Source organism: Rhodococcus sp. 14-2483-1-1 (assembly GCF_002259335.1).
In the GTDB taxonomy this organism is placed as follows: Bacteria; Actinomycetota; Actinomycetes; order Mycobacteriales; family Mycobacteriaceae; genus Rhodococcoides.
On record NZ_NPFX01000007.1, the window covers coordinates 1 to 13,623 of the forward strand.

Sequence of the window (13,623 nt, forward strand, 5' to 3'; positions counted from 1 at the left end):
CGAATTGGGTTGGACACCAACCTATGTCGACTTCCGGGCCGGCTTGAAGGCAACCGTCGACTGGTACCGCGACAACGAGCAGTGGTGGCGACCGCAGAAAGACGCCACCGAAGCCGTCTACGCGACGAAGGAATCCGTGGTCGCGAAGTAGGTCGCGGGCGAAGGTCTGCCGGCCGCGTCTTCCAGAAGCAGAATCGAATGCGTGCGGCAGCATTGACTGCTCGTGTTGTCCATACGTCGAACGGCAGCCATAGTTGGAAGGTGACATCGATCGTAAAACCGAAAGCGCGGCAGCATCTCGCTCTGCTTCGTGGACCGATCCTGTCCCTCGCGTCCCAAGGAACCGGGGTTGTTCAACTAGCGCTTTTGATTTGGCAAAACGGTGCCAACACCTCGACTGACGCGTACTTCTATCTCTGGAACCTCGGGTTACTGCCAACTTCGACTCTCCTCGTCGGGGTGTTGTACCCGATGCTGCTCAGCGAGCGTCGGATTTCCAGGGGAGGGGTGAATATCCTTCGTTGGTCAACGCCGGTCTTAGGTCTTGCCTTCGTAGGAATAGGGGCCGTCTGGCTCGAGTGGAACGGCAAGCTTGGCAGTGCACTCCTGCCAATCGTTGTCTGCAGTGCCGCGAACGCGTTTGTGCAAGCGTTGGTCTGGTCTCGTGCAGTGCTTTCCGAGGCTGAGGGTGACCCTCGTTGGATGTCCGGCATTGCGCTTCCCGCCAACATCTTGGCGGTCGCGACACTGATCGCACCATGGAGTGACCCCGTTCATGCAGTCACTGCCATGCTCTGCGCGCTGATCGTAGGCAATGTTGGACTTCTGATGGTCATGCGCATGATGGAAGTCGGACAACACATCCTCGACACGGTCCCCAACCAGACGTCTGGGTCGAAGTCAGGTGCTGGGTGGTTCTTCGCCCGTTCAAGTGTCGGGCAGGTAGCCCTAGTTCTGATCCAGTCGACGGCGGTACTACTTCCAGCATCTAGCCTGACGATCTTGAGTGTCGCTACAAAAATTGTTGGTGCCGCGTCGGCCACCCTCGTGAACGCAGTAGTTCCGACCCTAGTCCATCAGTCCACTGACTCACCCAAAGCCGGACACAAATTCCTGACTGTCCTATGGATCGGATTAGCACCGATCGGAATTGTCGGCGGTGTCATTGCCGCTGTCTGGTTCCGGGAATTTTTGATACCGGTCGTCATCGTCGGCGTTTGGCTCGTCAGTGCCACCACTGCCGCGGTGGCTCAGCGAATGACATTTCGCTTCCTACCTCCGAGCGCTTCCCGCCTGACCATGGTGTCAGTCTCGGCTGTTGCCCTGGCCGTCATTGCTTCATCCCGCATGGCAACTTTCGACCTCAATGTCCTACTCGCCGCATATGCAGCGGTGGATGCCGCCGGTGCCGTACTTCTCTTGCTTGCTCTGAAGAACAATTGGATTGGGCTTTGGACTTTGTTGTGCACCGCCTTCTTGGCTGGTACATGGATCGGCAGCCTTACCTCTTAGAACGCCAAAATGGCTACGCCACCCCGGCGGTGCGCTGTCGTGCGTTTGAATACAATTCGGTCCCCGTGCCGCAAAATCAGAGCAAAACGGGGTAGTCTCCTGTTTTAGCGGAGACCAGCGGATCCTGGGACTGAAATTCAGGAGTTGACATGCTCGCAAACCGGTATGCCCATCAAACACGCCAAGATTGGGCGGACCGCCATTCTCGCAGAACGGACAAAGTTCCCAATTTCCCCGTTCTCAGGATCTACGAATCCATCCGCAGTACTCACCTATCGGATCTTCGAACGATGACCACCGGCCATCTCTTGTATCGCGAGCGAATGTACGACTTCGAGGAGCGACTCACCGAGCACGTCAGCCTCGAGCGGGCGAGCCGACTCCAGACAGTCAGGCGCATACTGGCCGCGAACGAGCAGTTCATCGAGATCAACGAGCCGTTCATGGTGAGGGCTTGGCCATCGCTTGTTCTCTACACGACTGCCGCAAGGGTTTCTCGCAGCGTACTTCGCAAGCGGTTTCAACTGACTACATACGCAATCGAAAAAAACTCACCGATACTGCCGATCCGCGATCTTTTTCCAATTCCTCCAAGTTGGGTGAAATTCTTCGTTCGATCGATCTGCGCGTACCTCATAAAACCAGTGGACCGAATCGCATTCGGCACCCCCGGTGCCGCAAGCAATTACCGACTGCTGGTACCGAAACTACTGTCGCACATGGATGTCACTGAGGCCCTGGAGTTACCTACGCCATGCACCTGCCACGGTCCCGCAAAGAAAGCGAACCTACTTTTTGTGGGTGAGTTTTCGGATCGTAAAGGAATCAGACAGGCGATGCGTCTCTGGGACGAAGTATGGGATCGCGCGGACATCACATTCACAATAATCGGTCAGGGACCGCTTCTTGACTTTGTAGTTGCCTGGAGCAAATCTCACTCCAACGTCCAAGTGGTCGTCGACCCTCCACGTGACGAAATACATACCCATCTGCGTCGGGCATCAACGCTCGTTCTACTCTCCCAATCGACTCCGCGGTGGCGCGAACAGATCGGTCTGCCGATAATGGAGGGGCTGGCACATGGCTGCGAGATAATTGCCACCGATCAAACTGGCTACGCCGAATGGCTCAGCGAAAACGGTCACACGGTTGTCCCTCAAGACGTCGACTACAAACGACTTGCCGAGGTGATGCTGGACAAGATTCGAACACCACGACCGGCAGCCCAGATCGTGGGTACGCTTCCACTCACCAGCTCGCGACACGACTTCGACCGATGGATGAACTCAGCTCGCACTCACAACGACCCCGAAGCGACGGCTGCTGGACGTTGACCTAACGACCTGTCAGATGGTCCACGGCCGTCAGCACCCGTCCGATGTACGCGTCCAGGCTGAAGTTTTCCGTCCAGTACGCCCTGACCTGCTCGCTATCCAGCGGCCCATCAGCGCACGCGATCAATTGATCGAGAATCGATGCCTCCGGATCCAAGTGTGTCACGAACTTTCCGTCGACGTACCCGTCCATTCCAGTGCATTCCGATGACACCACCGGCAGCCCGCACTCCAATGCGCCGACACACACCATGTGCCCCGAAGCTCTGGGCTTGTTCAAGATCGGCAAAAACACAACGTCACTCGTACTCATGATTCTGCCGAACTCTTCCGAACTCACGCGCCCGAAGTGTTCGATCTCGGCGCGTTCTCCCCGCCACGTTCGGGAACCTGAGCCATCAGCGACGATAAGTCGCACGCTCCGGGTGTCGGTCCGGACTTCATCGATGAGTGAGCTAATCAGATCCGGATCCCGATCCGAGGTACCACCGATGAAAATTGTCGGAACCGTCGTCGAGGTCGACGCTTCGGGGTACCCGAATGTGTTGCCGTACAGAACTGCGGTCGCTTTACCGCCCTCATTCACCCACTGTTCGGCTTCGATTTCTGCGGTCGTCACAATCGGGATGTCTTTCAGCGACCGCTGAAGAAGCTTCCAGCTGTTGGTGCCAGGCACCGCATAGAGGCCGGTCACCGCGAAAGCGGACACACCAACGGCTCTGAGGGCCACAGCGATCCACGGATTGGCACACAGAAAGCTCTCGCTACCGTGTCGAGGCCTCGCCTTGGCCGCGAGAACAAGCGAGTCCACAGCGATTCCGAAGACCCGTTTCCCGAAGCGCACTCCAGAGGGTGCCGCATGCTCGAAACGAACTACCGACGTCACGCGCCCGGAACGGGCCCATGCCTCGTCCACACGGTCGGTACGTCGGCCCAGGGCAAGCATTGTCAACTCGCTACTCATGACACCGACCCCAGCCAGTGGTTCCAGCCGGCCAGGCTGGCCATCCGTACTGCGTTCGACTCTGGCTGATCGCCGACTTCTTTGCGCTCGAGCGCATACTTCACGGCCTCGGACCATGTTGACGAATATGACGGACCGACAAGAAGCTTGCGGTCAACGCCGACCAACTCGTCGAGGCTGGTTCCGCCTACACCGACGACCGGTGTCCCACGCTCGAAGCACCTTATGGCTACACCGCTTTGGAAGAACTTCCGATAGGGAATCACGACTACGCTCGCTGAGTCCACGGCATCGTCGAAGTCCTGCTCTGACAAGAAATCGTCAGTGACAGTCCAGCCCTTCACTTCAGGCCAGCCTCGGCCCAGTATCTCCAGTTCGACGTCCTTGTCGCAGATCGAGACCGCAATCTCCTCGAGCGCCACCAAATCCCTGTCTGGCTTGTATTGCCCGAGCACCCGAACAACTCGCCGGCCGGACGAATCACCTTGGCGTTGTATCGGTGCGAGCACTGGATGTGGCAGCACAGTGCTTTCGACGTTCGAAGACTTGGTGACTCTTTCCGCCGCTTCACTGTGGATGATGAATCTATCGCCAGCGAGTACCCTAGCGAGCCGGATCGAGACTCCGTCGTATCCGACGGACCGCACGAGGGGACTTGGATCATGAAGTACCACAAAAGCTCTGGATCCTGCTAGAAGGCGAACCAGCACAGCGTCGAGATAGCCCAAGGCCGGCCACACCACTAGAGTGGTATGGCGTTTCTTGGTCAACCGCGACCGGATCAAGAGACGGAAATAGGCCGAGAGCCACCCCAACCGCGAGCCCCCATTATGGGAGGGCTCGAACGCCGACAACGTAATAGTGCTGTGACCCACTGCATGAATCACGTCTGTCAATTCGCGTTCGTAATGAGCAAGTGCTCCGCCGAGTGGATTGACGATGACGACCGGGCCGCCTTCTACGTCGCGCACTCCTCTGGCATCTTTCCAGCCCCTGATCATTGCGGAGACGCTGTTGAGGCCCTTCCTGTGCCGTACGTCGGACAATGCTCGATGCGCGATCGACCATGGTGTGGCAGCTATGCGACTTATCGGTGTCCCGTTCCATCTTTGAAACAGCTGCATGTTGCGCCCGAGGTAGTAGGGCGGAATTCCGCCGGACGACTGCCACACACGCGCTGACGGTATCCACAGGATCTTCCATCCGCGATTTCTGAGTGCGACGTGGTGATCGACTTCCTCCATGTACATGAAGAACCGCTCGTCCACCGCCCGGTCTCGCAATGCGGATCTCCTGGTGACCAGGAACGCGCCGTCGAGCCATTCCCTGCCCACCTCAGCATCTGCCTGAGGAGGAACTTCTGCGGCTCGGTGGAAGTAGTGCCGAGGCAGCCGGAGCCGAGGGGTGAGCAACCCACCCGCGGACCAGATGAATTCGTTTCCGTCCCCGGAAGTGAGCGTCGGGCCCACGATTGCAGCGTCAGGGTTTCGGTCCAGCGCCGCAACGAGCGTCGCGACCGCGCCCGTCTCGACGCGACACTCATGCGTGGACACTAGGAGATAGTCGTAAGGCACGCCGAGCGAATCTGCATACTCGACACCTTTGTTGACCGCGGCACCGTAGCCACGGTTCTCCTCGAACAAGAGATGCACTCCGTCCGGCAGCAACGCCGCAAGTTCGGCACGTCGGTCGGGTTCTTGTCCGTTGTCTACTACGACCACACGCCTGTTATCGATTCCGTCATCGATCAATAGCCCTACGGTCGACCCAACTGAGTCATAGCTCTTGTGGTGCACCACTACCGCCACCACACGATCGACGCGAGGTCTTGTCGGGCTGGTCATGGATTCTCATTCCTACTCTGATCCCCGGTCGAGTCATCGAAGCGTAAGTGCTGAGCTTGATTCATCCACTTGTCCGCCGACACACGTCCTGATACCTCCGGCAGTGATGCGATAACTTCGTCGGCGGGCAACGGCATTTTCAAGCGATCGACAATTTCGCCAGCCAGGCTCCTGGACAAATCGTGCACAGGTATCACCGAATGCCCCTGTGCTGAAAGCCAAGTCGCCAATGCTGTCTCATCACTGGTCACCACAGTCGCACCCACTGTCAGCGCCTCGAGAATGGGCAGACCGATCTGCTCCCTCCACCGACCGTCGCGGACCGACGGAGCTACGAGCAGAGCACTCCGACCGACAATGCTCGAGACCTGGGAATGTGGGAGACGGCCACAGAATTTACGATTCTTGGGGTTCGCTGCGCTCCACTGCTCGACTTGGCGGCTCATCGGCCCGTCTCCCACAATGGTGAGGACTGCTTCCGAACAACATTGTTCCACCGAAGGCCACGACTGCATCAACACGTCAATACCCTTGCGGGCCGCCAAGACACCCACGAAAGACACACGATTGCTCCGAGTCTCATCGGCGGGCACGGACGCAGCCGCGGAGGCCGGCCTTGCGGGCAGGTTGACCACAACTGCGTGATCGATGCCTTTCACGAGGGGAATCGACTGATATGTCTCGCGCGATCCCTCGCTTCCAAAACACACACGATCGACGCTGCTTCGGATGGCTACTCCGAGAAGCAATATCAGGGGCCACGCGAAGCCTCTTGCCACCCTTCGATTTCCGAACAACAGAGCGATCGGGTCATTGTTCTCGATTGCATAGACGACGGTCGATCCAGGGGTCCGCCTGACTAATCTGGACGCTTTCCATGCCAGAGCCGCCGAGATCGTCCGCGGAAGGAACCGCACCCACAGGGGCTCAGGAAGCTCCAACACTGTTGCACGCGATAGGATTACATGCTTGAGCAAGCCCAGCATGGACACTCGCCGGAAATCCCCGGGGATGCGTGTGCCGGGCAGATCCGGGTTCGTTTCGAGGTACAGCGTGTCCGCTGCCGTCAGGTTCTGACTTCTCTTGACATGATCTGCTCGGAGCTCCGGAATTATGCGAAGAACCGGGGGCGGCTTACCCATCTCGAGGCTAGCTGCCCGCGACACGATTCACGAGCTTGTCGCGTTGTGCCGTACCGGGTGCGGTGACTTCCTCCAGCAACGACTCGTAGCTGCTGCACACACCCTCCCACGTGTAGAGCTCTTGCGACCGCTGGCAAGACAGCGCTGCGGACGAGTCTTGCCACGCCCTATCGGTCATCGCGCGACCTACGGCAGCCGTGATACTGGGAGGGTCCGGCTGAACGAAAGTGGCAGCCTCTGAAAGTACCTCCCTGTTGTACACAGTGTCGCGGGCAACGACCGGTGCACCGCACGCCATTGCCTGGACCAACGCGGGATTCGTTCCGCCGACGCTGTGACCGTGAAAATAGGCTCCGGCATGCTGCCAGAGCGAAAACAGCTTGTTGTCGTCGCTGACATGACCGAGCCACCTCACGCGAGGGGACTCTTCAGCCAACTTTGCAGCCGCAAGATCCAACTCACCGCCGTAGCCCGTCGAACCGACGATCACCACGTTCCATTTCTTACTGAGCTCTTTGGCGGCTTCCAAGAATTCAGGCACTGTGTTCTCGGGTACGAATCGGGCCACGACCAGTACGTACTCCCTGGACTTCAAGCCGTCCACGACCGGAAGTTGATCGGGAGCGTCTCCGCCGTACGGAATGAATACACCTTCTCGACCGAAATCGTGCTGCCAACGCCGTCGAATCTCGTGTGAGTCGCAGACCAATTCGGAGGCATACTTCGCCGTCAAGCGTGCTCCGCCGCGAAACACGCGCTTGGCGTTGGTCCCCCACTTTGCTCGCTCCCACTCGATCCCATCGACGTTGACCACCGTGGGAATCCCGCGTGAGCGGAGCAGTGGGAGCCAATAACCGTTGGCCACGTTCATGATCAACGCGACATCGGGCTTGCGACGAGCCGCACTGAGTGACGAAGTGAAGCCGTAGCTCAGTGTGCTGAGCGACTTGGTTTCGAGTCCCCTGGTCATGAAGGATTCCACCCGGGGGTCCAGGAGCGGGTCGTCGGCCTTGACTGCGCCGGGACGCCCGTAGACCGTCACATCCCAGCCCGATTCGACCAAGTACGGAGCCAGACGCCTGATCAGCGTCTCGAAACCACCGTAGTAGCTTGGGTATCCCCGCGTACCGATGATCGCAACTGACTTACTCATTGAGTAACTAACCTTCCCGACATGTGAACTAAGCGACTAGACCCAAAATTGGGCAACTCAATACGCCCCGTCGCTTCCAGCCACAGCCTTCATGGTCTTGGCGATGATCAGTAGATCCCCCACCATCGACCAGTTCTCGACATACGAAAGGTCAAGCCGGACGGTCTCTTCCCACGACAGATCGGATCTGCCACTGACCTGCCACAGACCGGTGACTCCCGGCTTGACCAACAGACGCCGACGAACCTCACCGTTGTAGGTCTCGACCTCGCGGCGCAGCGGTGGCCTCGGCCCCACCACACTCATCTCGCGCTTGAGAACGTTGATGAACTGCGGAAGCTCGTCGAGACTGAAACGGCGCAGTACTTTGCCCACGGGTGTCACGCGCGGATCTTCACGCATCTTGAACAAGACCCCGCCTGCACCCTCGTTCTGATCGAGGAGGTGCGCAACCTGCTTGTCCGCATCGGCGGTCATGCTGCGGAACTTGATCATCGAGAACGGCGTGCCGTCGATGCCCATCCGCTCGGACTTGTAGAACACCGGTCCGCGACTGGTTGTCTTCACTGCGATGGCGACTGCGAGCAGTATCGGCGAGATCAGCACCAGCACCAGAGCTGCGAACGTGAGGTCGAAGGCTGTCTTGCTGAACCGGGTCGCGCCGTTGTACTGAGGCTTCTCGACGTGAATCAGCGGAAAGCCGGCCACGGGACGCATCACCAAGCGTGGCCCGGCAACATCGACCACACCCGGCGCGACCACCAAGTCGACGTCCTTCTTCTCGAGATCCCAGATCATCTTGCGAATGCCCTTGTTGCCGAGGTGCTCGGTTGCGGTGACGGCAACCGTGTCGGCACCGCACTCACCGATTGCATCGAGAACGTCGTGCTCATCCCCCAGCACCGGGATGTCTGTGCCTTCCACATGAACCAGCCCGTCCCGCGGAGCCTCGTAGCCGGGCATGCAGATACCCACCACCGCGTAACCCGAGGACGGAGATTTCTCGAAAGACTGAGCCATCGATACCGCGGCCGATCGGCTACCCACGATCAACACCGAGGTCTTGTACTCGCCCTTGCTGCGCATTCGAGTGACGACCTTGCGCCACACCCAGCGACTCAGCAGCAGTGCGAGCAGTCCGACGGGCAATGCGATGGCCAGATACAGGCGAGCGAAGTCGATGCGGAACAGCAGCGACACGATCGCGATCAGGCCGAACAGACGGAAGGTTGCCGAGACGATACGTCGGTACTCCTCCGCACCGTTGCCGATGACGCGAGGAGATCTGGTGCGGAAGATGGCGAGGAAGGCGATCCAGAGCGCAGCCAGTGCGATGGATACCCCGGTGTATGTCACGGTCGGGAGCAAACCCGTGGTCGCCACATCGCCGTCTCCGAAGCGCACGACCTGTGCCAGTGCGACCGACAGGACAACGGCAACGACGTCGGTGACGCGCAGCCGCCTGATGTACTGCTCTTCCCACACGTGACGCGACGTCAGGGTGCGTGTTGCCACTGCGCCCTGCCGACGCGGATATCCCCACAGAGAGCGTTGTGCAGCCCCGACAGATGCCAACGTGCTCCCCTCCTCTGCACTTCTGCGTCCACCAGTGGTGAACGCGTGAGTTCGGTTCGAACCAATCCGGAGAGCAACTGGTATCGAATTGAAATAGTCCCATGCCGCTATCCGAAGCACCATTCAAGCGGCGTAGATCACAAACAAATAACAGCAGGTATTCGGTTTACCACACCCTCGCTGACTAGGCGATACGTGTGACAGGAACCCACCGGGTGTAACCGCGCCAGGGCCGAAAAACGTTACACATGAACACAATCGACACGGCAATGTGAGGCTTCACAGGTTGTTGCGCCGTTTATCGTGAGATCGAAAGTCGTACTCCTGCCAATAGCACGCCGAACAAACCACTACACCGCCCCACCAGGGGTGAAACAAGGATTGTGCCGACATCGGCGTTCGCAACAGGTCGAATAGCCGAGAAGCTGCACCTAAAGGAATGCGCGCGATAATTCATTCCAACGAATGAATTATTGCTCGGACTGTCTCTAGTAATCAGGGACGGCCGAGCCCGCGGTAGTTCCACCCCGCCGCCCGCCACTGCTCCGGGTTCAGGCAGTTGCGGCCGTCGATCAGGGTCTTGCTGCGCACTGCGCCTTCCAAGTCGTTTGGAGTGAGCGCCTTGAACTCTTTCCATTCCGTCAGCACCAGCACCACGTCAGCGCCCTCGCAGGCTTCGAGCGCGGAGTTGCTGTAGGTCAGAGTGGGGAACAGTGCGCGCGAGTTCTCCATCGCCTTGGGGTCGTACACGTTGACCGCGGCACCCTGCAGCTGGATCTGCCCGGCCACGTTCAGAGCTGGTGAATCACGCACGTCGTCGGAGTCGGGCTTGAAGGCAGCACCGAGCACGGCGACCCGAGCACCGAGCAGAGAGCCGCATGCCTCTCGCGCCAGCTCGACCATGCGGGTACGGCGTCGCATGTTGATGTTGTCGACCTCGCGCAGAAACGTCAGAGCCTGGTCGGCACCGAGTTCGCCTGCCCTGGCCATGAACGCCCGGATGTCCTTGGGCAGGCAGCCACCGCCGAAGCCGATGCCGGCATTGAGGAACTTGCGGCCGATGCGCTCGTCGTGTCCGATGGCGTCGGCGAGCACGGTGACATCCGCACCAGCTGCCTCACACACCTCGGCAATGGCGTTGATGAAAGAGATCTTGGTGGCCAGGAATGCGTTGGCCGATGCCTTGACCAGCTCGGCGGTGGCCAGATCGGTGACCAGGAACGGGATCTTCTCGTCGAGCAGCTGTGCGTAGACCTCGCGGGCGAGTGCCTCGGCGCGGCCCGGGCGGGCACGGTCGACACCCAGCACCAGGCGATCGGGGTGAAGGGTGTCTTTCACGGCGTAACCCTCGCGGAGGAATTCCGGGTTCCAGGCGACCTCGACGTCGTCCCCAGCGGGTGCGAGTTCGCGGGCGATACAGCCGAGCCGCTCGGCTGTTCCCACAGGCACGGTCGACTTACCGAAGATGACCGCAGGCTTCGTCAGCAGTGGTGCCAGCGTCTCGATGACCGAGTCGACGAACTTCATGTCGGCCGCGAACTCCCCCTTCTTCTGAGGAGTACCGACACCGAGGAAGTGCACTTCCGCGAAATCTGCAGCCTCCTGGTACGACGCGGTGAAGCGCAGACGGCCGGCTGCGATGTTGCGCTGCAGTACCTCTTCGAGACCCGGCTCCCAGAACGGGACCTCACCGGCTTCGAGCTTGGCGAGCTTGGCTGGGTCCACATCGACACCGAGCACCTCGTGGCCGAGTTCGGCCATGCACGCGGCATGAGTGGCACCGAGGTAGCCGGTACCGAAGACCGTGATTCGCATTTGTTCCATTCCCCGTCGGTCGTTCTGAACAATGGCGTACTCGACAAAAGCCTGTGACGAAGCGTCACAGTAAGTGCCTGGAGGACACCGCCTTCAGGTCATGCACACACAGGGGAATAGTAAACACAGGCGATCAGGGTCGTCACCCAGGAGACTGCAGTCACAGAACCCCCCTGAACAACGGGCAACGCGAAGGTTACTCAGCGACGAACGGGAAACTGCGGGTTCTCGGGCTCCTCGACGGCCTCGGCGCAGCGGTGGATGAAATCGCTCAGCTCGGTGCGAACCTCGGGGGCAAGCAGATCCAACGGGGCCTCGGTGCCGTGATACTCGGCGAATGCCGATGTGTAGGCGTTCACGCTGTCCGAGATCACCGCGTGCAGCGAGGTCGACCGATTCAGATGCACCCGTGCGATCTGGTCCACTCGATCGGACAAGAAATCATGAAAAGAACTCTGCGCCATGGTAATACCGGATCCGTTCTCCGAAATAGTCGACATCACAACATCATACGAACAAAACCGACCGCCTGCACGGTGAGCGGGGCGAGAAAGAGACCGACGTCAGTACGCGCCTTCGCTCTTGAACACGGCCACCGCGGTCTTGGCGATGATGAGCAGATCCCCCGTCATCGACCAGTTCTCGACGTACGAGAGATCGAGGCGCACACTCTCCTCCCATGACAGATCGGATCGACCACTCACCTGCCACAACCCGGTGATACCAGGCTTGACGAGCAGCCGGCGTCGCACCTCGCCGTCGTAGGTTTCCACTTCACTGCGCAGTGGCGGCCGCGGACCGACCACACTCATCTCGCGCTTGAGCACGTTGACGAACTGCGGTAGCTCGTCGAGGCTGAACTTGCGCATCACCTTGCCGACGCGTGTGACCCGTGGATCGTCGCGCATCTTGAACAACACGCCACCCGCGCCCTCATTGAGAGCGGCCAACTCCTGCACACGCCTGTCTGCGTCCTGCACCATGCTGCGGAACTTGATCATCTGGAAAGGCTTGCCGTCGATGCCCATTCGCTCGGACTTGTAGAAAATCGAACCCTTGCTGGTGAGCTTGATGATCACCGCGAGCGCAATGAGGATCGGCGAGATCAGCAGCAGCACCGATGCGGCGAACACGAAGTCGAAGGCCGTCTTGCTGAACCGCTTCGCGCCGTTGTACTGAGGCTTCTCCACATGGATCAGCGGGAAGTTCGCCACCGGTCGCATCACCAGCCGCGGGCCGGCCACGTCCACCACGCCTGGCGAGACGACGAGGTCAACCTTCTTCTTTTCCAAGTCCCACACCATCTTTCGCAGGCCGCGATGGCCGATGTGCTCGGTAGCCGTCACCGCAACGGTGTCGGCTCCGGAGGTCTCGATGGCCTCGACAACACTGTGCTCGTCTCCCAGCACTGGGATCTCGACGCCGTCGATGGTGAAGGACGTGTCGTTGCCGGGCTCGTAGTTGGGGAGGCAGATTCCGACCACGCTGTAGCCCGCTTCGGGGGAACGCTCGAACGAAGCAGCCATCGACAGCGCCGAACTACGGCTGCCGACGATGAGCACCGACGTCTGATAACCGCCGCCGGCGCGCTTGCGAGCGACCGCCTTGCGCCAAATCCACCGACTCAGCAACAGGCCGATCATGCCGACGGGTAGCGCGATGGCGAGATACAGACGAGCAATGTCGAACCGGAACAGCAGGGAGAGTATGGCGATGGTGCCAAACAGGCGGAACGTGGCCGAGACGATGCGTCCGTACTCCTCGGAACCGTTTCCGATCACTCGCGGGGAACGGGTGCGGAAGATGGCGAGGAACGCCAACCACAACACCGCGAGTACAGACGAGACTCCGAAATAGCTCACGATGGCCCACGGCTGACCGAAGTCGATATCGCCGAAACGGATGATCTGAGCAACCGTCACCGCACCGAGAACAACAAGAGTGTCGGTCACTCGCAGACCCTCGGTGTAGTGCGCTTCCCACTCGCGACGTGACGTCACCTTCCGCATCCTCCTCGCGTCGCGCCGCGAAACTACCGGATTCTGCGTATTCAGATCGCTGACCGACACTGATTCCCCCTCGGTACGTGTGCCTTGTCGAACTTCCGTGATCGACACAGCACCGTGCCTCCCAGTCCTATTATCTGCCTTCATCGTGCTGAACGTGACTCGTGATAACGATATGTTGATCGACGCGAAGCCGCAGGTCGTTACATGTTTCGAGTGCATTAACCAGAGGCGTCCACTGTGTTTCTGCAGAGCAGAATTCCCTGATCCGCCCCACC

General features: G+C 59.6%; 9 protein-coding genes and 1 pseudogene. 3 read left to right on the forward strand and 7 right to left on the reverse strand.

Annotated features, from left to right (window positions below):
• The 3 genes and pseudogenes from CH294_RS27765 to CH294_RS06385 form a co-directional block, all read left to right on the forward strand.
• Positions 1–151, forward strand: a pseudogene (locus tag CH294_RS27765) (dTDP-glucose 4,6-dehydratase); the annotation flags it as partial.
• Between the two features lie 110 nt (positions 152–261).
• Positions 262–1,512 (forward strand): hypothetical protein, encoded by a 1,251-nt coding sequence (locus CH294_RS06380; RefSeq protein WP_094737386.1) that lies wholly within the window; start codon positions 262–264, stop codon positions 1,510–1,512.
• Between the two features lie 290 nt (positions 1,513–1,802).
• On the forward strand, positions 1,803–2,846 hold the full coding sequence (locus CH294_RS06385; protein WP_170944613.1) for a glycosyltransferase: 1,044 nt from the start codon (positions 1,803–1,805) through the stop codon (positions 2,844–2,846).
• Position 2,847: 1 nt separating this feature from the next.
• Here the strand turns inward: CH294_RS06385 and CH294_RS06390 are convergent, their stop codons facing one another.
• The 7 genes from CH294_RS06390 to CH294_RS06425 all read right to left on the reverse strand — a co-directional run bounded on the left by CH294_RS06390 (position 2,848) and on the right by CH294_RS06425 (position 13,348).
• A complete protein-coding gene (locus CH294_RS06390) occupies positions 2,848–3,555 on the reverse strand; it encodes a glycosyltransferase (protein ID WP_170944614.1) in 708 nt (235 codons plus the stop codon).
• Positions 3,556–3,806: 251 nt separating this feature from the next.
• Positions 3,807–5,654, reverse strand: coding sequence for a glycosyltransferase family 2 protein (locus CH294_RS06395; RefSeq protein WP_094737389.1), 1,848 nt, complete (start codon positions 5,652–5,654; stop codon positions 3,807–3,809).
• Between the two features lie 1,149 nt (positions 5,655–6,803).
• Entirely contained in the window at positions 6,804–7,949 is a 1,146-nt protein-coding gene (locus tag CH294_RS06405; protein ID WP_094737391.1) for a glycosyltransferase, read from the reverse strand.
• A gap of 57 nt (positions 7,950–8,006) precedes the next feature.
• On the reverse strand, positions 8,007–9,464 hold the full coding sequence (locus CH294_RS06410; RefSeq protein WP_249305138.1) for a sugar transferase: 1,458 nt from the start codon (positions 9,462–9,464) through the stop codon (positions 8,007–8,009).
• Between the two features lie 555 nt (positions 9,465–10,019).
• Complete coding sequence (locus CH294_RS06415; RefSeq protein ID WP_094737392.1) at positions 10,020–11,339, reverse strand: UDP-glucose/GDP-mannose dehydrogenase family protein; 1,320 nt, start codon at positions 11,337–11,339, stop codon at positions 10,020–10,022.
• 200 nt (positions 11,340–11,539) lie between these two features.
• Entirely contained in the window at positions 11,540–11,839 is a 300-nt protein-coding gene (locus tag CH294_RS06420) for a hypothetical protein (RefSeq protein ID WP_141216464.1), read from the reverse strand.
• Positions 11,840–11,902: 63 nt separating this feature from the next.
• Positions 11,903–13,348: a sugar transferase gene (locus tag CH294_RS06425; protein WP_052078019.1), complete on the reverse strand. Its 1,446-nt coding sequence runs from the start codon at positions 13,346–13,348 to the stop codon at positions 11,903–11,905.
• Between the last annotated feature and the right edge of the window lie 275 nt (positions 13,349–13,623).

What these genes read in the sequence shown, in the direction of transcription:
- CH294_RS06385 (WP_170944613.1), top strand. Translation starts at nt 1,803, where the DNA reads ATGACCACCGGCCATCTCTTGTATCGCGAGCGAATGTACGACTTCGAG.
- CH294_RS06395 (WP_094737389.1), bottom strand. Translation starts at nt 5,654, where the DNA reads ATGACCAGCCCGACAAGACCTCGCGTCGATCGTGTGGTGGCGGTAGTG.
- CH294_RS06405 (WP_094737391.1), bottom strand. Translation starts at nt 7,949, where the DNA reads ATGAGTAAGTCAGTTGCGATCATCGGTACGCGGGGATACCCAAGCTAC.
- CH294_RS06415 (WP_094737392.1), bottom strand. Translation starts at nt 11,339, where the DNA reads ATGCGAATCACGGTCTTCGGTACCGGCTACCTCGGTGCCACTCATGCC.
- CH294_RS06420 (WP_141216464.1), bottom strand. Translation starts at nt 11,839, where the DNA reads ATGTCGACTATTTCGGAGAACGGATCCGGTATTACCATGGCGCAGAGT.
- CH294_RS06425 (WP_052078019.1), bottom strand. Translation starts at nt 13,348, where the DNA reads ATGCGGAAGGTGACGTCACGTCGCGAGTGGGAAGCGCACTACACCGAG.